This is a genomic window from Nitrospirae bacterium CG2_30_53_67 (genome assembly GCA_001873285.1).
Lineage (GTDB): Bacteria > CG2-30-53-67 > CG2-30-53-67 > CG2-30-53-67 > CG2-30-53-67 > CG2-30-53-67.
On record MNYV01000181.1, the window covers coordinates 1 to 21,315 of the forward strand.

General features: G+C 53.5%; 17 protein-coding genes and 1 tRNA gene. 12 read left to right on the forward strand and 6 right to left on the reverse strand.

Features of this window, described 5'->3' with window-relative positions; all coding sequences use genetic code 11:
* Positions 1–18 precede the first annotated feature (18 nt).
* A tRNA-Leu gene (locus AUK29_11145) sits at positions 19–105 on the reverse strand.
* A 289-nt stretch (positions 106–394) separates the two neighbouring features.
* On the opposite strand from AUK29_11145, the gene AUK29_11150 reads away from it, so the two are divergent.
* The 10 genes from AUK29_11150 (at position 395) to AUK29_11195 (ending at position 14,540) form a co-directional block, all read left to right on the forward strand.
* On the forward strand, positions 395–2,194 hold the full coding sequence (locus AUK29_11150; protein OIP60624.1) for a histone-lysine N-methyltransferase: 1,800 nt from the start codon (positions 395–397) through the stop codon (positions 2,192–2,194).
* A 51-nt stretch (positions 2,195–2,245) separates the two neighbouring features.
* Positions 2,246–3,490: an isocitrate dehydrogenase (NADP(+)) gene (locus AUK29_11155; GenBank protein OIP60625.1), complete on the forward strand. Its 1,245-nt coding sequence runs from the start codon at positions 2,246–2,248 to the stop codon at positions 3,488–3,490.
* 13 nt (positions 3,491–3,503) lie between these two features.
* Positions 3,504–4,436 (forward strand): malate dehydrogenase, encoded by a 933-nt coding sequence (locus AUK29_11160; GenBank protein ID OIP60626.1) that lies wholly within the window; start codon positions 3,504–3,506, stop codon positions 4,434–4,436.
* Positions 4,437–4,563: 127 nt separating this feature from the next.
* On the forward strand, positions 4,564–5,406 hold the full coding sequence (locus tag AUK29_11165) for a fumarate hydratase (GenBank protein ID OIP60627.1): 843 nt from the start codon (positions 4,564–4,566) through the stop codon (positions 5,404–5,406).
* Between the two features lie 15 nt (positions 5,407–5,421).
* On the forward strand, positions 5,422–5,994 hold the full coding sequence (locus AUK29_11170; protein OIP60628.1) for a fumarate hydratase: 573 nt from the start codon (positions 5,422–5,424) through the stop codon (positions 5,992–5,994).
* A complete protein-coding gene (locus AUK29_11175) occupies positions 5,955–7,526 on the forward strand; it encodes a hypothetical protein (GenBank protein ID OIP60629.1) in 1,572 nt (523 codons plus the stop codon). Before AUK29_11170 ends, AUK29_11175 begins: the two co-directional genes overlap by 40 nt.
* 102 nt (positions 7,527–7,628) lie before the next feature.
* Complete coding sequence (locus AUK29_11180) at positions 7,629–9,557, forward strand: hypothetical protein (protein OIP60630.1); 1,929 nt, start codon at positions 7,629–7,631, stop codon at positions 9,555–9,557.
* 154 nt (positions 9,558–9,711) lie between these two features.
* Positions 9,712–10,536, forward strand: coding sequence for a hypothetical protein (locus tag AUK29_11185; GenBank protein ID OIP60639.1), 825 nt, complete (start codon positions 9,712–9,714; stop codon positions 10,534–10,536).
* A 194-nt stretch (positions 10,537–10,730) separates the two neighbouring features.
* Entirely contained in the window at positions 10,731–13,595 is a 2,865-nt protein-coding gene (locus tag AUK29_11190) for a hypothetical protein (protein ID OIP60631.1), read from the forward strand.
* A gap of 51 nt (positions 13,596–13,646) precedes the next feature.
* Positions 13,647–14,540, forward strand: a complete 894-nt coding sequence (locus tag AUK29_11195) for an AAA family ATPase (GenBank protein OIP60632.1) — start codon at positions 13,647–13,649, stop codon at positions 14,538–14,540.
* Positions 14,541–14,683: 143 nt separating this feature from the next.
* Here AUK29_11195 and AUK29_11200 read toward each other — a convergent pair whose 3' ends face one another.
* The 5 genes from AUK29_11200 to AUK29_11220 all read right to left on the reverse strand — a co-directional run bounded on the left by AUK29_11200 (position 14,684) and on the right by AUK29_11220 (position 17,889).
* Positions 14,684–15,469: a hypothetical protein gene (locus AUK29_11200; GenBank protein ID OIP60633.1), complete on the reverse strand. Its 786-nt coding sequence runs from the start codon at positions 15,467–15,469 to the stop codon at positions 14,684–14,686.
* 14 nt (positions 15,470–15,483) lie between these two features.
* Positions 15,484–16,623, reverse strand: coding sequence for a pyridine nucleotide-disulfide oxidoreductase (locus AUK29_11205; protein ID OIP60634.1), 1,140 nt, complete (start codon positions 16,621–16,623; stop codon positions 15,484–15,486).
* A 214-nt stretch (positions 16,624–16,837) separates the two neighbouring features.
* Positions 16,838–17,065 (reverse strand): hypothetical protein, encoded by a 228-nt coding sequence (locus AUK29_11210; GenBank protein ID OIP60640.1) that lies wholly within the window; start codon positions 17,063–17,065, stop codon positions 16,838–16,840.
* A gap of 151 nt (positions 17,066–17,216) precedes the next feature.
* Positions 17,217–17,456 (reverse strand): hypothetical protein, encoded by a 240-nt coding sequence (locus tag AUK29_11215; GenBank protein ID OIP60635.1) that lies wholly within the window; start codon positions 17,454–17,456, stop codon positions 17,217–17,219.
* A gap of 28 nt (positions 17,457–17,484) precedes the next feature.
* Complete coding sequence (locus AUK29_11220) at positions 17,485–17,889, reverse strand: hypothetical protein (protein OIP60636.1); 405 nt, start codon at positions 17,887–17,889, stop codon at positions 17,485–17,487.
* A gap of 476 nt (positions 17,890–18,365) precedes the next feature.
* On the opposite strand from AUK29_11220, the gene AUK29_11225 reads away from it, so the two are divergent.
* Together AUK29_11225 and AUK29_11230 are read left to right on the forward strand one after the other, a co-directional pair.
* Positions 18,366–20,183: a hypothetical protein gene (locus AUK29_11225; protein ID OIP60637.1), complete on the forward strand. Its 1,818-nt coding sequence runs from the start codon at positions 18,366–18,368 to the stop codon at positions 20,181–20,183.
* Between the two features lie 287 nt (positions 20,184–20,470).
* Positions 20,471–21,283, forward strand: a complete 813-nt coding sequence (locus AUK29_11230; GenBank protein OIP60638.1) for a hypothetical protein — start codon at positions 20,471–20,473, stop codon at positions 21,281–21,283.
* Positions 21,284–21,315: the final 32 nt, after the last annotated feature.

Consider the following 21,315-nt stretch of genomic DNA (forward strand, 5'->3'; position numbering starts at 1 on the left):
TAACTTGTTGTTTTTTAATGGTGCCGAAGACGAGACTCGAACTCGTACGAGGTTTCCCCCACTGCCCCCTCAAGACAGCGTGTCTACCAGTTCCACCACTTCGGCAGGAAATCCTTGCAATCATCCTTTTGCAGGTTTTAATGTAGCCAGTTCATGAAACCTTGTCAAGCAAAAACAAGGATGGATGCCGCCTGAAATTCCGGAGATGTTTTCCCGAATTATTCATTGACAAGATTACCGGGTTTCATTATACTTTTCAAAATTGCATATCCGATAAAACGATAGCAGGATCCTAACCCCAGTATTCTTCATTCATTTAAAACCAGTGATTTGGAAGATGAAATGAGGTCATGTTTTAAAAACGGTTTTTTGATATGAGATGAGGAGAATGTCCATGAGGAGAAAAAGGCCTGATTCAAGAATCACACCGGATTACCGCTTTGAACTCAAGGATGTGAAGGAACCGAATCTATTGCGTGATATGTTTCCATACGTTGAGGTTCCGAAGATCTTCTTTGCCGACCGGCTGATTCCCATGTCGCTTCCGGATGATTTCTGGATTACCGATACCACGTTTCGGGATGGACAGCAGGCGAGGCCCCCCTACACCCCTGAACAGATTCTGAAGATCTTTGATATGATGCACCGTCTTGGGGGGCCGAACGGAGTGATCCGGCAGTCCGAGTTCTTCCTGTACAGCGAGAAGGACCGGAAGGCGCTGGAATTGTGCATGGACCGCCGATACCCGTATCCTGAGATCACCGGGTGGATCCGGGCCAAGAAGGAGGACTTCAAGCTCGTCCGGGAGGCCGGCCTCAAGGAGACCGGGATTCTGGTCTCCTGTTCGGATTACCATATCTATCTTAAACTCAAGAAGACGCGCAAACAGGCCCTGAATGAGTATCTGGATGTGGTTCGCGCTTCGCTGGATGCGGGGATCGTGCCCAGATGCCATCTCGAGGATATCACCCGTGCGGACTTCTACGGATTTGTCATCCCCTTTGTGAACGAACTGATGCGTTTATCCGAAGAGAGCGGGATCCCGGTCAAGATCCGGGCCTGCGATACCATGGGGTACGCGGTCCCTTATCCGGGGGCGGCCCTTCCCCGAGGGGTTGCTGATCTGATCTACGGGCTGATTCATTACGGCGGCGTCCCTTCTCATCTTCTCGAGTGGCACGGGCACAATGATTTTCACAAGGTGCTGGCCAATGCGGCGACGGCCTGGCTGTACGGCTGCTGCGCCGCCAACGGGACTCTCCTCGGTTTCGGCGAACGGACAGGGAACCCGCCTATTGAAGGGCTGATCATCGAATACATGAGCCTCAAGGGCAAACAGAACGGCGTGGATCCCACGGTGATCACCGAGATCGCTAATTATTTTCAGGATGATCTGGGGTATCAAATCCCGTCCAATTATCCTTTTGTGGGCGAGGATTTCAATGTGACCAAGGCCGGTATACATGCCGACGGCGTGCTCAAGAACGAGGAGATTTATAACATCTTCGATACCCGGAGTCTCCTGAACCGGCCGCTCGGCGTGATCATCACGGACAAATCCGGTGTGGCCGGGATCAGCTACTGGATCAACACGCACCTGCGTCAGACGGGCGGCCGCACCGTGGACAAGCACCATCCGGGCATTGCCCGCATCCACAGATGGGTGAGCGAGCAGTACGAACAGGGACGCATCACGGCGATCTCCAACGAAGAGATCCTGCATCAGGCGAGGAAGCATCTTCCTGAGTATTTTGTATCAGACCTGGACAAGATCAAGGCCAAGGCCCTCGACATGGCTCAGGGCATTGTGGAGAAAAGCGCCGCCACGCCGGATCTTCGTTCCATGAAACGTTCAAGGATGGAAAAGACGCTGCGGAAACTGGTAGGGGATAATCCATTTATTCAATTTGCTTATATCACCAATACCGACGGGATCAAGGTGACCAGTCATATCACTCAGATCGGCGACAAGGCCAAATACCAGATATTTTCCGAGAAAGAGGATTTTTCCGACCGGTCATGGTTTATAGAACCGATGAAGGACGGCAAGACCCACGCGAGCGATCTTTACACCTCCAAGGCCACGGGGGTTCTGGCCATCACCGTCTCCACGCCGATTTTCGACAAAGAGGACGAGATTATCGGTGTTTTCGGCGTGGATATGCGTTTTGAAGACTTGATCAAAAGCGAATAATAGGACCACTAAGGCCTGCAAGGCGCAGGGCCGCTGAGGAGAAATATAAAAATGGTCGAGTTTGAAAAGTTTACACCGCCCGAAGAGGGCGTGAGGATCATCGTCCGCCGCACAGGGCTGGACGTTCCGGATCATCCCGTGATCCCTTTTATCGAAGGGGACGGGATCGGGCCCGACATCATGCGCGCCGCCCAGCGCGTGCTGAACGCAGCCGTGGACAAGGCCTACAGCGGGGAACGCAGGCTCTGCTGGTACGAGATCTATGCCGGGGAGAAGGCGCAGAAAAAGTTTGGAGAATGGATTCCCCAAGATACCTTTGAGGCCGTCCGGTATTTTTCCGTGGCCCTCAAAGGGCCGTTGACCACCCCGGTGGGGGGGGGATTCCGAAGTCTCAATGTCGCCTTGCGGCAGACGCTGGACCTCTATGCCTGCGTCCGGCCGATCCGCTATTTTGAAGGGGTTCCTGCGCCGGTCAAGGAACCGCACAAGATGGATATGGTGATCTTCCGGGAAAACACCGAGGACGTCTATGCCGGAATCGAATGGCCCAAGGGTTCCGAGGAGGCCGGGAGAGTGATTGATTTTCTGAACCGGGAGATGGGGTGCTCTATTCTCCCGGATTCCGGGATCGGGATCAAACCCATGAGCGAGACCAGGAGCAAACGGCTGATTCGCAAGGCCATCCGTTATGCCATTACCAGGAACCGCAAGAGCGTGACCCTGGTGCACAAAGGGAATATCATGAAATATACCGAAGGGGCCTTCCGGGACTGGGGCTATGAAACGGCGAGCCAGGAGTTCGGAAGGCAGACCATTATGGAAAAAGATCTTCATGGCGGGGAACTCCCCCCGGGCAAGATCCTGATCAATGACCGGATCGCCGATGCCATGTTCCAGCAGATCCTGACCCGGACGGATGAATACAGCGTGCTCGCGACCCCGAACCTGAACGGGGATTACCTCTCGGATGCCTGCGCCGCTCAGGTCGGCGGGCTGGGACTCGCGCCAGGCGCCAATTTTGGGGATACCATGGCCGTCTTCGAGGCGACGCACGGCACGGCCCCGAAATATGCGGGCCAGGACAAGGTCAATCCGGGCTCCCTGATCCTCTCCGGGGTCATGATGCTGGAGCATCTGGGTTGGGATGAGGCCGGAGATATGATTGTCTCCGCCATAGAGGAGACCATACGCCGGAAGAAAGTGACCTATGACCTGGAACGGCTGATGGAGGGCGCCACACGGCTTTCCACGTCCCAGTTCGCGGATGAGATCATCGCCGACATGAAGCCCCTGTAGAGGAGAATTTGCCTTGTATAAAAAAGTCACGGTCATCGGCGCCGGGAACGTCGGCGCCACAACGGCGCAGCGCATTGCAGAAAAGGATCTGGCTGATGTCGTCCTGATTGATATTGCCGAAGGAATCCCGCAGGGAAAAGGGCTTGATCTTCTGGAGTCGGCCCCCATCGAGGGGTTTCACAGTCATGTTGCCGGCGCTCATGATTACGGCGAAACCATGGATTCCGACCTGGTGATCGTGACCGCGGGGATCCCGAGAAAGCCGGGAATGAGCCGTGACGATTTGATCGCGACCAATGCAAAGATCGTCCGCACGGTCGTGAAGGAGGCGGTCCTGAGGTCTCCGGATGCCATCCTTCTCATGGTGACCAATCCTCTGGATGTGATGTGCTCTGTGGCTAAGAAGGCCAGCGGGTTCCCCCGTGAAAAGGTGATCGGCATGGCCGGCGTCCTGGATGCCGCCCGTTTCAGGGCCTTCATTTCCATGGAACTCGGCGTCTCGGCAGAGAATATCAGCGCCTTGGTCCTGGGCGGGCACGGAGACAGCATGGTCCCCATGCCGAGATATACAACCGTGGCGGGGATTCCGATCACTGAACTTCTCCCTGCAAAGACCATCGAGGCCATGATCCGGAGGACCCGGGACGGCGGCGCCGAGATCGTGAACCTGATCAAGACGGGGAGCGCCTTTTATGCGCCCTCCTCTGCCGTGACGGAGATGGCCGAGGCCATTCTTAAAGATCAGAAGAAGGTCCTTCCCTGTTCCGTGTATCTGATGGGGGAATACGGGATACAAGGTGTCTTTATCGGGGCGCCGGTCAAACTCGGCGCCGGCGGCGCGGAAAAGATTATGGAGATCAGGCTGACGGATGAAGAGCAGCGTCTCTTGAACCTTTCGGCAGAGGCTGTCCGCAAAACGCTGCTCAAGCTCGATGCGGAACTCTGATTGATTAGCTCATCTCCAAAAGAGCGGGTGAAAACATAAGGGGTCAAGGGGGCCAGGATTTTAGGGGTCAAGTGAAGCGCCAAAAAACATAAGCATGCCCCGTGGGGCCTGAACCTGAGTGAGCCGTATGAAAGAGATTGCCTTTGATACCATCGTGGAGCATGTCCGTCAAGCCTGCATTGAAGCCAACTGCGTGATTGCCGAGGATGTGGCTCAGGCCGTTCAACAGGCCCTAAACCAAGAAGAGTCTCCGGTCGGAAGGAAGATCCTGCAGGAGATTCTTGACAACCATCGTGTGGCTCGAGATACAAAACTTCCCCTCTGCCAGGATACCGGGACTGCGGTATTTTTTGTGGAGATCGGCCAGGACGTCCGAATGACAGGCGGGCTTCTGGAGGATGCGATCAACGAAGGCGTACGACAAGGTTATGCCGCAGGGTTTCTCCGCAATTCCATGGCGGCCAATCCATTAAATAGAAAAAATACCGGAGACAATACCCCGGCCGTGATCCATTTCAGTCTCACTCCGGGAGAACGGCTCAAGATCATCTTCTGCCCCAAGGGGGGCGGCAGCGAGAATATGAGTGATATCGCCATGCTGAGGCCCGGAGACGGGATGGAAGGAGTGCTGCGGTTCGTCGTCCATACCGTGAAGAAGGCGGGATCGCACCCTTGCCCGCCGGTGATCGTGGGGGTCGGGATCGGCGGGAATTTCGAGAAATGCGCGATCCTGGCCAAGAAGGCCCTGACCCGGCCGATAGGGAGCCCCAACCCCAAGCTGGAGCTTTCACACCTTGAGGTATCCTTCCTGGACGAGATCAACAAACTCGGCATCGGTCCCATGGGGCTTGGGGGTAGAGTCACCGCCCTTGCGGTGCATATTGAGACCTTTCCCTGTCACATCGCATCACTCCCCGTTGCCGTGAACATCAATTGTCATGCGGCACGGCATAAAGAGATTCTCTTGTAGGCAAGGAGAAACGGAATGACCGAAGCCATACGCCTTCATACCCCGCTTAGGGAAGAGGATATCGAACGTCTCAAGATCGGGGACCCGGTGCTTTTAAACGGCGTGGTTTATGCAGCCAGGGACGCGGCGCACAAGCGCATGATCGAAACCTTGAATAAAGGGGAGTCCCTCCCGTTTGACCTCAAAGGCCAGGTGATCTATTATGTCGGTCCTGCGCCGGCGCCTCCGGGGAGGATCATCGGATCTGCAGGTCCGACCACGGCTTCACGAATGGATCCCTATACGCCGATCCTGCTCGATCAGGGGCTTAAAGGACTGGTGGGCAAAGGACAACGTTCACGCGAGGTGGTTAAAAATCTCGTTGACCACAAGGCTGTTTATTTCGTCGCTGTGGGAGGCGTTGCGGCCCTCCTTTCGGACCACATCAAAGAGAACCGTGTTCTCGCCTATCCTGAACTCGGACCCGAGGCGTTGCGGCAGCTCATATTCGAAGACTTCCCTCTGATCGTGGCCAATGATATCCATGGAGACGATCTGTTTCTCTCAGGGTGGAAACGTTACAGGCGCCGCACCCGGAAGAAGGAATAACCGGCCTGGCTTCAGATATCAAGGATTCGGCTGATGGGCCCTGCTCGTATGATAAAAGGGCCGCTCACGGAGAAGATCCCATGGGCAGAATGATCCTGAAACGCATCTTTCTCATGGCGGGCGCTCTGGTGATTCTTGCAGGAACCTCCTGCGCGGTGAACCCGGTGACCGGACGGCAGGAGATCTCACTGATCAGTGAGGAAAAGGAGATCGAGATCGGGAGGAACAGCGATCCCGAAATCCTGCGGAAATACGGGGCCTATCCCGACCCCGCCCTTCAGAACTATATCAGCTCCATCGGTGAAGCGCTTGCCCGGAATTCCCACCGCCCTTCCATTGCCTACCATTTTAAGGTGGTGGACTCACCTGCCGTCAACGCCTTTGCGCTTCCGGGAGGGTATGTCTACGTGACACGGGGGATGCTTGCCTACCTTGGAAGCGAAGCGGAACTCGCCGGTGTTATGGGCCATGAGATCGGGCACGTCACGGAACGGCATGCCGTGCAGCAACTCACGGCGGCCTTTGGACTCCAATTGACCTCCATGATCCTTTCCGCTGCGGTCAAGGGCGGGGGTGAATTCTCCCGGTTGACGGATGTGCTATCTTCCGGGATCATAAACGGGTACGGCCGGGGCAAAGAGCTCAGCGCGGACAGGCTTGGGCAGGACTACATGTTCAAGACAGGATATGATCCTGAGGCCTCGGTCAGTTTTTTGACCGCTTTACAGCGGACCGAGGGAGACCCGCTCGATCCTGTGAGCCACTGGCTGGCGGGCACCCATCCGTATGCCTCTGAAAGGATCCGGAAGGCTCAGGTCCACGCCCGGGAATTGGACCCGCAGATGCTCGTGAAGACGAGGAACAGGGAACGTTACCTGTCACAGATCAACGGGATGGTCTTCGGCGCCGGTGAAAGGGACGGGCTCCTTGCGGGCCGACGGTATCAGAACCGTTTTTTCCGGGTATCCTGTGAGGTTCCGGAAGGGTGGACGGTCCGCACGGGACGGGATACGTGGGCGGCGGAGACCCCGGATAAAAAATACCGGATGCAATTCAGGCTTGAGGAACTTAAAGAGGCGGTGGATCTGAATTCCTTTGCGTTTCGTATGGAGCAGGGGATGGAATTGAATCATGGCGAACTCTTGTCCAGGGGCAGGCGGAACGGGATGGAGACACTCATGGTACGGTACCGGGCTGCATCCGGTTCGGTGATCCTTGGGGAGTATCTTCTCCGGGACCGTGTCGGGATCGCGCTCTATGGCATGGTCCCGGAGGTTTCCACTGGTCAGTTGACTGAGGAATGGCGCAGGGTCGAAGAGAGTATTCAAACCCTATCGGAATCCGAGGCAGGCGCCATACCCCTGGCCAGGATCAGGATCCATCAGGTCCGTCCGGGAGACACCTTTTCTGGACTGGCCATGGAGTTTCTCAAGGATCCGAAGAAGGCAAAAGAGATTGCGGAGATCAACGGGATGAGCCCGGATGCATCGCCCGCTTTGGGTTCGGCCATCAAGGTTATAACATACTATTAAAATTGAGGTTCATCTCCAAAAGAGCGGGTGAAAACATCAGGGGTCAAGTGCTGCGCTCAAACACTTCAAGACCGACGATGGCTGTTCAAGAAAAGGAAAAAAATGAACCGAAGATACGGTTTTAGCTCTCTTTTTATCATTTCTTTTTTGCTGTGTCTGGCGTCTTGTACAAGAGGCCGGGTTCCGGTTCCGGCGGTGCAGCCTCCGGCCCCAAGTTTAAGTGACGCAGAGGCGGCATTCCGAAACGGTCAATACCAGGATGCCGTCCATGCCTTTCAGTCCTTTCTCGCATCAGACCCGGCGGATCCGAGGATCCCTGAAGCCCGCCTGAGACTGGGTGAGGCCTATTTTGCCATGAAAGAGATCAATCGGTCCCTGGAGGAACTGGATCAGGTTGTCCGTGATTTTCCGGATACCAGCCAGGCGGATCAGGCCAGACTCCTCATATCCAGGATTCACTATGACCAGGGGAATGCGGATGCTTCCCTGGCTGAACTCCGCGGTCTCCTTGTAAGATCACCGAGCCGGGCGGTGGGGGTTCAGGCCTTCCTGCTGAGAGGGGAGATCTTTATGCAGAGAAGGGATATCTCGCTGGGATTGTCCCAGTGGAAGAAGAGCCTCTCCATGGCGGACGGACAGGAAGAGACCCGCCGCCTCTATGAAGAGATGGCGCGTATCATGGGACAAAGCGCCGTCGAAGAAAAGACCCTGATGCAGATCATTCGTGAGACACCCGGAGAATTTCCGGCAGACCTCTCTCTTTTCGTCATGGGGAAGCGCTCATGGGATGGAGGGGACCCCGTCAAGGCTTCCAGGTTTTTTGAGAAGTTTCATTCCCTGTTTCCTGCTCATCCGCTGCTCGGTGAAGCAAAGAACTATATGGAGCAGGGGGCGCGCCTTGCATCACTTTCTCACATGCGGATCGGGTGCATTCTCCCTCTTTCAGGCAGGCAGAAGGAAATCGCAAATCAGGTCCTTCATGGAATTCAATTTTCAGTGGACAGGCTGAACGCCTCATTTCTTGAGAAAAGGATCGAACTGGTCATCAGGGATTCGGAGGAGACCCCCGAGAAGGCCAAGGCTGAAATGGAGAACCTGGCCGCTGATCCGGATGTCATTGCCGTGATCGGACCCCTGATGAGCCGTTCGGTGATGGAGGCCGCCTCGGTAGCGGAAAATGCCCATCTGCCGGTCATCACACCGGCGGCGGCCGCAAAAGAGATTGCAAAAACCGACGGCTATATCTTCCGGAATGCCATGACCAACTCGGCACAGGCCAAGGCCATCGCCGAGTACGCCGTGAGGAATCTCGGCCTGCATACCTTTGTCGTGCTCTATCCGGATGACTATTATGGAACGGAACTCAACGGTTCCTTTGTGAAGCAAGTCACGGCCCTTGGAGGGAATGTCGTCTGTTCAATTTCTTACAAGAGGGGCGCCGTGGATTACAGGCCCCAGATTCAGAGCATGATCCGGAAGGATCTGCAGATGACGCTTTCCCGGAACGCCGATATGCTCGCACAGGATCAGGACAGTATCAAGGAATGGTCAAGAAACTATTTTCCGGGTTTTGATGCGGTTTACCTGCCGGGTTATGCCGAAGATGTGGGGTTGATTGCCCCTCAACTGGCCTACTACAATATTTCATCCGTACAGCTTCTGGGGAGCCACAACTGGAACTCCGTCGAACTCATCCGCCGTGGCGAACGTTTTGTGGAAGGGGCCGTCTTCACCGATGGTTTCTTTGCAGAGAGTCCGCATACGGATATCGCAGAATTCGTGGAGGGATACCGCAGGACATACGGGGAGGAACCCACTCTTTTTTCCGCGCAGGCTTATGACGCGGCTGAGATGATCCTTCAGACTCTGTACAGAGGGGGGAAATCCAGGGAGGATATCCGCAAAGGGCTGCTGGCTCAGAAGAACTTTCCAGGCATCTCCGGCCTGACCCATGTGCACGCCTCCGGGGATATGGAGAAAGAACTCTTCTTGATCCGAGTGGAGAACGGCTCTTTCCGGCAGATCAATTAAAATCAAAAATTAAAGATCTAAAATACGATCTTTAATTTTTGATATAACTTTAGAAGCATTCAACATGGAATAAGGAACAGAAATGAGAATGGATCTAACAGGCAAAACTCCATGGCGCTATTATGATACCGGATCTTCCGATGCTTACACCAATATGGCCATGGACGAGGTTCTTCTCAAGAAGATGCGGAGACCGGATGCCCTTCCCATTCTCAGGGTTTACACCTGGTCCATGCCGTCCATTTCCGTGGGATATTTCCAGAACGTGATGGATGACTTCGATCTCACCCTTTGTAAGGAACGCGGCTTGCCCCTGGTTAGACGCCTTACGGGCGGGCGGGCCGTGTTCCACGACCACGAATTGACGTACAGTATGATCCTTCCCGGGTCGTACCCGTCGCTGCCAAGGGGTTTGCTGGATAGTTACAGATATCTCAGCCGGGGACTTCTTCTCGGACTCAGGGAACTCGGGGTTGAACCCGAGCTGGCCGCCCTCAAGGATATGAAGGAAGGGCGGAGGGGCCGGGCTCTCAAGTCGCCCAACTGTTTTGCCTCTTCCTCCTGGTATGAGATGACGGCCGGCGGGAAAAAGATCGTGGGGAGCGCGCAGAAACGGACGCCGTACGGGATCCTCCAGGAGGGATCCATTCTGATTTCGACCCTGCGCTTCAGAGCGTTCAGTGAATTGTTCCGAAAGCGTCCGGATCGGATGGATTCGGGCGGGTACCGGGAGGATGAGTATCCCATGACCTCTTTGACAGAGATCTTACGGGGGGATTGCCCTGTGGACCGGGTTAAACAGGCGCTCTTGCAGGGGTTTATCAACGCCTACGGCATTCATTTCCAAAAGACAAGGATCACCCGGGAAGAGAGGCGCTCAGCCTATGAACTGGTTGATGCCCGATATGGAAGAGATAGCTGGAATTTGTATGGAAAATACAAACTTTTAGGCGAAAAACCTGAACAGAATCGTCCTTGACACAAAAAGGAGTAGCATGATATTCTTTTTATAAGGTGATACGGGGCAGTTGGATTCATAATTCTTTGATTTTAAAGAAGTTTTAAGCCGGTTCGATCTTTTTGCCCATCTGATCCATTTAAAAATATTCGTTTTCACATTTGTCCTGATTTGTGACCATCGGAGAGACAAGGCAGGGGTATAAAGGGTGTTTCATGGGTTTGTTCGGCAGCGGTAAGAACAAGGAAGAAAAACAGAAAAATAAGGTGATCCAGAAGGCACAGAAATATGCGCAAAAAGGCCAGATTGAAAATGCCGTGGCCGAATGGGCAAGTCTTCTGAAGAACAAGGCTGAGGATGCCAACATCTACAATACCATCGGTGACCTTTATCTGAAGGGAAACCTGAAGGATAAGGCCATCGAGTCCTACCGAAAAGCGTGCAAGAGCTACACGGATTCCGGATTCGCTCTCAAGGCCATCGCCGTCAATAAAAAGGTCTTGAAGATCGACCCCAACGATCTGGACTCCATGATGTCCATGGCCCATCTGCATAAAGAGCGTGGTATGGTGGCCAACGCCAAGGAGTGCTACCTCGCCATTGCCGAATACCATATCCGGACCGGGTCGCATGATAAAGCCCTTGAGGCCTACCAGAAGATCGTGGATATGGACCCCAAGAATCTCAAGGTTAAGGTGAGCCTCGCCGAACTCTATCTAAAAGAGGAGATGGCGCAGGAAGGGTCCAAGATCTATGGAGAGGTGATCGGAGCGCTTCTTGAAGAGTCGAGGTATGACGAAGCGGAGAAACTCTGCAAGAAGCTGGAGGGGAGCCTCGGTTCACCCGGCGCGAACCTGAAATACATGGTCCAGATCCATCTGGCTCAAAACCGAGTGGACGAGGCATCGGTCTGCGCGAAACAGCTGGAAGAACGCGGCGAACAGGATTCCGAAACCGCTGTGTACAATGCTGAAATCCTCATCCGGAAAGGTCATGCCAAGGAAGGGATCGACGCCCTCAGAAAGATCGACAGGAGCGCCGTCACTGAATTTGTCCTCCTGAAGATTTTCCGCCATCTCCTGGCCGCCGGTGAGACGGATCAGGCATTGGATGTTTTAAATGAGATTGCCGAAAAATATCTGGCGTCCAACCGTTTTGAAGAGCTATGCCGGTTGTACCAGCAGGTCATAGATCATGATCCCGACCACCTGAAGGTGCGTCAGCAAATGGTGGATCTCCTGAAGAAGATGAAACGGGATCAGGATCTCATCCAGCAATACAAGGAGATGGGAAGGATTTATGCCTCATCGGGTCATCAAGAGGAGGCTAGGAACATCTACGAGAAAGTCATGTGCATGATTCCGGAGGATATTGAGACGAAGGCCCTGCTCAAGGGCATGAACAGAGACGTCTCTCCCGGCGGCGCCATAGAATTCGACGGGACGGTGATCAGCCCGGCATCGGAAGGCGGCGCCGAAACGGCCGAAGAGGAGAACGTCTATGCCATCGATGATAAGATGGAGATCGAAACCTTTGCGGCCGGCATCAACGAGCCCGAAGTCTTAGGCACGGAGGCCCCAGCGGAGGCGCCTGCGTCTTCAGGAGACGCCGGTGATGAGATCGAGGTGATCAAGGAGAGCGGTGAGGATCAGGAAACCTTCCTGACGGATAACATCACCGAAGCCGACGTCTACATGAAATACGGACATATGAAGAAGGCCATCGTTCACCTCGAGAAGAATCTTGAGTCGGCCCCCAAACATATCCCTACGCATGAAAGACTTCTTCAGATCTTCATTGAACAGGGGAATATCCAGGAGCAGATCAACACCTTGATGATCCTTGCAAAACTGTATCTGGCGCAGGGTGAACACAAAAAGTCTGAAGAGGCCCTCAACGAAATCCTGGTTCTCGATCCTGGAAACGAGGATGCAGTGAGAAGTCTCAAAGAGGGGCCCATGGCCCTCTCATCCAACGCCACGGATGAAGCGGAAGCGCCCAGGGAGGCGGAGAGCTTTGAATTTGAATTTGATGACAAGGGAAAAGCCGGGGCCGGTCCGGGTCAGGAAGAGGCGGACGCCCCGAAGGAGAAAGCAGGGGATGCGGAGCCCATAGACGATCTCCTTGATGAGGCTGACTTTTATCTTCAGAACGGCATGATAGACGAGGCGCGTGCTGTCTATGAAAAAATTCTGAATCTCCACCCGGATCGTACAGACGTCGCCGGGAAACTCAAGGAGATCTCAGGGAATGGGGATAAGGAAAGTCCTGCCCCGGATGAGATGTCCAAGATGTTCTCGGAAGTCGCCCTGGAGTTCGGCGGCAAAACACCCGTTCCCACGGGATCGGCGGAAGACGACCTGACCTCGATCAAGACGGGGATCCCGGGAGAAGAGGCGCCGTCTCCAATGGTTGATGACTTCAATAGCTTCGCCGAGGCGCTCCGCCAGGAAGTCGACGGTACACTGTCCGGGGAGGACCATGGGACCGGAGCATCATCCGGCGACGCGGATGACATGCTGGATTTCAGCTCCGAACTCCGCAGGGAGGTTGAAGATTCACTCGCTTCCACCGGGGAGGTGTTTGGTGATCATGATGTCATGGATATCTTCAACGAGTTCCGGGAGGGGGTTCAGAGAGAACTCGGTGATGAAGATCATGAGACGCACTACAACCTCGGAATCGCCTACATGGAAATGGGGCTGATTGATGAAGCCTGTGAGGAATTTTCCATCGCATCCCGAGATTCCGGGCGCCTCATGGATTGTCTGACCATGATCGGTCTCTGTTATACCCAGAAGGGAGAATTCCATAAAGCCCTTGCGGAACTGGAGAGAGGCCTCACGGTTCAGGGCCGCAGCGATGAAGAATACAACAGCATCCGGTATGAAATCGCGAAGGTTTCCGAACTTCTGGGAAACAAGGAGAGGGCCGTCAAGGAGCTGCTGGATATCCATGAAAACAATCCCGGCTACCGGGATTTGCAGGCGAAACTGAAGGCCTTCGGCGTCAAGACCGATGACAGGCCCCTCGTCAAGAAAAAGTTCCGGGATAAGAAAAACAAAGTCTCTTACCTTTAAGTCATGGGACCAGGTTTGAGACCCTCATACCAGGGAGAAACATAAAAAGAGATGAGTTTGCTGGAGTTTTACGGGATCAAGGGACAACCCTTCTCTAATGCGCCCGACAACAGGTTCTACTTCAACAGCGAGCAGCACTCTCATGCCCTGCTCCGCCTGAAATATGCCGTGGATTCCATGAAAGGCCTCGCAGTCCTCATCGGTGACATCGGCACAGGGAAGACCACCCTCGCGAGGAGAATGCTGGACGAACTCCCTGAAGAGGAGTATGAATCCGCCCTGCTCATCATCATTCATTCGTCTGTCACGGCGGAATGGCTTCTGAAAAAAATATCGGTCCAGCTCGGCGTCAAGGACGTAGCGGATACCAAGATGGAGATCATCAGTCAGCTTTACCAGCGTCTTGTGCAGATCCATGAAGCAGGGAAAAAGCCCGTGGTCCTGATCGACGAGGCGCAGATGCTGAACAGCCGGGACCTGATGGAAGAGTTCCGGGGCCTTCTCAACATCGAGAACACGGATGGGAAACTTCTCTCTCTGATCTTCTTCGGGATGTCAGGCCTGAATGACTGCCTGGCCCTGGATCCTCCCCTGCAGCAAAGGGTGGCCGTCAAGTACAAGCTTAAATCTTTGGACGCCGATGCCACCGAAGCGTATATCCGGCACCGCCTGAGCATTGTCGGGTGTGAGACGGACCTCTTCACTCCCGAGGCCTATCGTTCCATTTACGAACACTCCCATGGGATCCCGCGCCTGATCAATACCATCTGTGACAATGCCTTGTTCGAAGGTTTTCTCGTCAAAAAGAAAGTCGTTGGCGAGGATCTGATCCAGGAGGTCGCCGAGGAACTGGATCTCGAGAAAAAGCCGGTCGGCATGCTCCGGGAGACCGACGAGGAGATCGATCACATTATTGAACGGATCGGAGAAGAGACAAAATCATAAATCATGATCTTTTCAAACCGGGCCTTGGTCTTGTTGTAGACCCAGAGGTTCCAGACTCCGGAGGGGAAGCGGTGGTTGGCCCGGTCGCCGGTCTGCGTGCCGTCATGGCAGTTCCCGATGACATGAATCTCATTGGATGATCGTTACAGCTTCGGCCCGCCTTCGGAAGTTAAACTCTTGTGAAAATTTTTAGCAAAATTCATGACGAAATGGAGACTTTTTTGCACTTCGGGGTCCCGGGCGGTTTTAAGAAGTCCTATAATCCCTTTCTTGTAAGGCTCTTCCTTCATGTCTGACATGGTCTCCTGAACACCTTCCACCATGGCTCCGATCAGTTCCTGTACCTGCGGATTCATGATCCTGCTTACGAAGTTTTCAAACATGGAAAGCATTCGTTCCACAATGCTGTCTGTAAAGGCATGGGTGGCGGAACCCATGAAGGTGGCCATCTGGGTGAGAATCTCAAGGCTTCCGGAGTTGATCAGTTCCTGAAGCGCCGGCATGACCCGGATGACGTCGGCTTTTACAACCTCGTCACCGATCTCGATCAGTTTTCCCATAGTGTCCGAGGACCGCTCAAGAAGGGTGTCGGTCATGGAATTCTTGGCCGCTGCGGCAAAGGAGGCCATCTGGGTCAGGGCGTCCAATGCCCCGCTGCTGTGGAGTTCGGTGATCTTGGAAATGGAGGTCCTGATCGCATCAAAGACCTCGGGCTTGGCGATTTCACTGGCCAGCGCACCGATCGGCTCCAGGATGGAGGCCATCCGTTCGATCATGGGATCGGTCTGGGAGTCCTGATAGGCCCCGATGGTCCTGGTGACTTCGCTTAGAGTAGCGGCCTGTCCCAGAAGTTCCTGAACATGGGAAGAGATTTCAGGACGTTCCAGATGTTCCATGAGCGCATTGATGTTCCCGTTTGTTTTGATCATCCTGTTCCCTCCTTTTAAAGAATGCCTCGGGCGCTCAGCCAGTAGAGCCGGTTATAGGCCAGCTTGAACCAGTGGATCATCTGTGAGGGTTCGCCTGGATTGGGGGGGGTATTGTAGTTGAACCAGACATAGGTTCCTTTTTCCATGCCGCTTTCCACGAAGCAGAATACCTTGCCGTCGTATTCCCGGCCAGGGCACCCTTCCTTGATCTGGCAGATCAGGGATTCAGCCACCGTATCCGCTTCGAAGTGGGCTGTGGATCCGGCCTTGCTGATCGGGATGTTGGTGGTGTCACCGACGACGAAGATGTTTTCCTTCCCATCCATCTGCAGGCTCTTTTTGTTGGTGGGGATCCACCCTGATGGTCCGAGGTTGGATTCCTCTATGACCGGCTGGCCCTTGTGCGGCGGTACGGCAATCAGGAGATCATAATCTACAACCGAACCTTCCTCGCTCTCGATCTGCTTCTTTACCGGGTCGATCTTTTTCATGTTGAAGAAGGTTTCATACTTGATTCCACGCTGTTCAAAGGCCTTGACCGCCCAATGGGCGACCGGCTCCATGGCATGCACCCGGCCGATGGGATACGTATAATAGATCTCGTACTTGTTCTTCAGTCCGTTTTGGGAGAAGAGGTCATCGAGCATGAAGGTCATCTCCAACGGGGCCACGGGGCACTTGTGAGGAACGCCCACGGCTATGACAATTCTCCCGCCCTGGAAGGCCTTGAGGGCGGTACGCAGCTTCTTGGCTCCTTCAAGATCATAGAACCAGTGGGCCCCCTCTTTCATGCCCGGGATCTCTTCGGGAACGATCCGGGATCCGGTGGCGATGACCAGATAATCATAAGGATATGCCTTGCCGCTTTTTGCCAGGACTGTTTGTTTCTTCGTGTCGATCTTCACTGCGGGGTCGACATAGAAGTTGATGAGCGGATCCAGCAGGCTTTTTTGATCCCGGATGAACTCTTCATCCTGCATCCTGCCGAAGGCTACGTAGAGAAAAGCCGGCTGGTAGACGTGCTTGTCCGATGCGCTCAGCATGTTGACGGTGACATCGCCCCGCCTCATCTCCGTCCTGAGGCCGCGCGCGACAAGGTTGGCGACGATGGTTCCTCCTGTTCCTCCTCCCAAGATCAAGATTCTTTTTCCCATGATGCACCTCTCATTTGTCTGTTATCCATCCCTGCCCGGGATGTGCCCGGAGAGCAGGTCAAAAATATCCCACTTTCCCACCCTGATAAGCGCCAGGGGCTGGATCCATGCCTTGATCCATGTTTTGGTGATGCGAATGCCTACTGCAAAGCAGACCGAATCCGGTTCGGTGGTTTATTCTCTCAGGCCTGATCCCCTCGGCCTTCAAGAATGGTTATTTAATCTTTTTAACCACGATGCTCCAGCAGCCGTCTATTTCACGGGTGCCGATGTGCACCTGCCCGGTTCTTGAGGCCCAGTAAGGAATCTCCTTCTTGGAGCCCGGGTCTGAGGAAAGGACCTCAATCACGGTTCCGACCGGTTCGTTCTTCATGGTAAAGATCAGTTCCATGAGCGGCCCCGGACAGTAGGACCCCCGTGCATCCAGGGTCTTGTGAACCATGATCTCAGCCTGGTTTCTACGGTCCTCTCTGCTTCTGCGGTCCGTAACGCACCAAGGTCTCTGATAATCATTTTTATTAATTTTATAAAGGGTCTGTTCCAACATAAAACTTTCTCACTTTACGGGTCCATACGGAATGGACGGGCGCTGATTATTTGTTTTTCTTGACCACGATGCTCCAGAAACCATCATTCTGTTCGGTCCCAATGTACTCGTGTCCGACCTTCCTGATCCATTCCGGGATATCCTTTGCAGACCCGTTGTCTGAAGAAAGAACCTCGATGACCGATCCGACCGGTTCCGTCTTCATGCTGCCGATCAGTTCCATCAGGGGGCCGGGGCAGAAGGCGCCTCTTGCATCAATGGTTTTGGATATTCTGAGATCCAGCATGTTTTTCCCTCCTTATATATATGGTAGATTACAAATGAAGCAGTTGACTTCCATCCGCTTCGATCAAAAACTTGGTCATGCCTGCAACCTCGTCAAACAGATTGTCTTCCAGATCGTCTTTGGTCCATCCGAGGACTTCCATGGCCATGGGGCAGGCGAACATCCTGACGCCGCCGAATTCTTTTCCCTGCCGGAAGAGATCCAGATAAGGCGGAACCTTTTTCTCACGAAGGACCTTTGAGAAATCGCCGCCGGAAAATTTTTCATCGTCCGAGATTCCCTTCTTGAATTTTTTGATCGCTCCCATGGATACAAAAACCAGAACCTCGATTCCAGTCACGGCAGCCACTGAACTGATCATCCCTGCCAATTGAACCTTTTCATGATGATCCGAGGATAAAATGATCGAGATCTTTTTGGTCTCTTGCGCCATAATTTCTCTCCTAACCGATTCAATGTTTTAATGATTATTTTTTATAGCAATAAACATGCCAATTTAAGTATTTCCTTGATTCAATATAGTAACGCATTGAAAAATAAAGATAATATGGAACTTGGGTGTAATATCAAAAATGAGAAGCATTGAAAAATATTGTGACAAAATGTCTCATCATTTTTGATTGGAAATTCATAGAAATAAATAAAATCAAAGTGATATGCTATAAACCGCCAAATTGGGCGGGACAGACAAAAACACTACATATTCTAATATTAAAAATTTTTAATTATGGTGGAGGCTTGAACATCCTTGTGATAAGCTTTACAGCCATCCTATGCAATCACCATGCTGTTCCCCGATAAAATCATTCGAGGACAAGTTTGAAAATGCATAGCGAGCGAATATCAAACGGAGTCTACCTTACATTTCGAAGATTCCATGCAGTGTTCTGCGGGAAGCTTCAATGACGGATGCAGGCAGTGGCGGCGCTCTCATTAACAGGAAAACGTTGGCTGATCCGGGAACCGGATGAGGGGAAGACGAGGGAACTCTCCGAGGCCCTCGGAATCGATCCGGTCATTGCAGGTATCTTGTTTCTGCGCGGAATCCGCACAAGAGAGCAAGGTGAGATCTTTCTTAAGGGAAGCCTCAGACAACTCAACAATCCATCGGACATCCCCGGTATCATTCCGGCGGCAGACCGGATCATAGAAGCCCTCAGGAATCATGAGAAGATATGCATCTACGGGGATTATGATGTGGACGGCGTCACAGCCGCCGCCCTGATGTTTCTCCTTCTTGCGCGCTTCGGCGCGGATGTCTCTTATTTTGTCCCGAACCGGATGAAACATGGATACGGTCTTCACGCAGAGGCCGTCCGGGAGATCAGAAACGCGGGCGCCGATCTTCTGATCACGGTGGACAACGGCATCTCTGCCAATGATGAGGTCGCCCTTGCACGCTCCTTGGGCATGGAAGTCATCATCACCGACCACCATGAACCCACGATTAAATTGCCGGAGACGAAGTTTATCATCAACCCAAAAGTATCCGGAAGACCGGCTGTCGAGGATTCATCATCCGCTTCGACGGGTTCCTCTTCTCATCCATGGAGCTTATCGGGAACGGCAGGATCCGACTTCACCAATCTTGCAGGTGTGGGGCTGGCTTTTGCCCTCATGGTTGCGTTGCGTGCCCGGCTTCGGCAGGGCCCCCTTGCCCGTGAGATCGTCCTGCCGAACCTCAGCGATTACCTTGACCTTGTGGCCATCGGAACCATCGGGGATGTGGCCCCCCTGACAGGCGAGAACCGGATCCTGGTCAGACACGGTCTTGAAAAGATTGCCCGGAGCAAAAACAAGGGGATTCGTGCCCTGATGCGCGTCTCCGGGTTGAACGGCTCCATGGTGACTCCGGGCCAGGTCGGGTTTGTCCTGGCCCCGAGGATCAACGCGGCAGGGCGCATCGGAGACGCCGGGACCGCTATGAAACTCTTGACCTCTTCAGACGAAAAGGAAGCGGAAGCCGCGGCCCTGATCCTGAATCAGGAGAACATCAAGAGACAGGAGATCGAGAAAGAGATCTGGGATTCGGCGCTCCCGAGGATAGAGGGGGAGGGGAGATCCGACAAGGTGATCGTACTCCATGACGAGGATTGGCATGCCGGTGTCATCGGCATCGTGGCTTCGCGTATCGTAGAGCGGTTTTACCGGCCGACCATCCTGATTACCATGAAGAACGGGAGAGGCACTGGATCGGGGCGAAGCATTCCCGGATTTTCCCTGTACAAGGCCTTGGATGCATGCCGGGAGGACCTTTCGGGATTCGGCGGCCACAGCCTCGCCGCAGGGCTGACCATGGACTGGGAGCGTATTCAAGGATTCAGAGAGAGAATCAATCGGTATGCAGAAGACCATTTGAAGGAAGAGGATCTGATCCCGACGATCAAAGTGGATGCGATCTGTGATCCGGATCATATATCAGACGGCCTGCTCCAGGGTCTTTCGAGGCTGAAACCTTTTGGTATGGGGAATCCCGAACCGATCTTTGTTTCACGGAACGTGCGGATCAACGACCTCCGGCTGGTGGGAGAGGAGCACCTGAGGTTCCGGATCCCGTCCCGGCAGGGGACCATGACCGTCATCGGATTCAGGATGAAGGATCTTTTGGATTCCATGAGCTCCGAGCCGCCTGTGGATCTCCTTTATCATCTCCGATACAATGACTACAATGGGACCCGCTCCATCCAGGCCGTGCTGGTGGATGTGATGCCGTCACGGAACTCGTGACCGGCTTCCGGATTGTGGGGAGACCATGCCAAAGAGAGCAGACCCCAATACAAATCAGCACGCCCCCGTTAGAAACTCAGTTTATAACGGGGTCCTCTGAATGGATGGGGATGGATGTGATAAAATCGTCGAATATTTCACTGGGACACAGTGGAATAGAGGTCGGCTGTCATTCGCAGATAGTATGCTCGAGAGGTTTTTTGAGAGATTCGTTTCAATGTGAAAGTGTCTCCCATAATTTACGGTTCAAGGCCTGACACGTTGGCAGTTCAGAAGAGACAGCGAACATGCCCGGGAATGAAGCCAAACCAATCCGTCTCTTGGACTATCTGACAAGACTCGCTTCTTTGCGTGCGAAGATTGTTAGAGATGTGGTCGAGTATTTTCAGATACTTTGGATACACGAGATTCCAAGAGAGAAAGGCTGTTTCGCTCAGGCTTGGGGGCCGGATGAAGAGTACGATCAGGATGTTTGGGTTGAGGTTCAGACATCCCATGAACCGGAACTCCCGATCTCCCCTGAAATCTGTTGCGATTGGATAGATAGAAATACCATTCGAAACACCAAAGACCTGCCTGATCTCCTGAGCACGATTACAATACAAGTGAAAAATCCTGAATGGAAGGAAGGATCAGATCAGCCCCAGATCATAAATCAAACAGTTAGTCTGGACGACCACCCCGAAGTGGCAGAAGCCTGGGAAAAGTATGTTGAACAGAAATGGCTCCCGTGGGCTGAACAGCACAACAAATGGGAAAAGATCCACCGGGTTTATTCGACTCTTTTTGCCATACATCAGGAACAACTCAGACTCGGTGAAGAGTATGAGCTGGTTATCGGGATCGGGTTGTTGACTTGGCAGACGCCGAGCAATCAAAGGGCCAGGCGTCATCTTATCGTTGCAAATGCTTTACTTGAATTCGAAGCCCGTTTGGGCAAGTTCACGGTCCGGCCCAATCCCGATGGCGCCAATCTGAGGCCAGAGCTGGATATGCTCGACACAAACTTCAAGTTTTATAAACGTGTCACCGACGACCCAGACTTCGCTAAATTTTTCCTGGACTGGCTATTTGAAAGGTTCAGGAGGGGGTTGGGGTAGAAAATAACGGGAATTTAAAAACTGGCCATCGC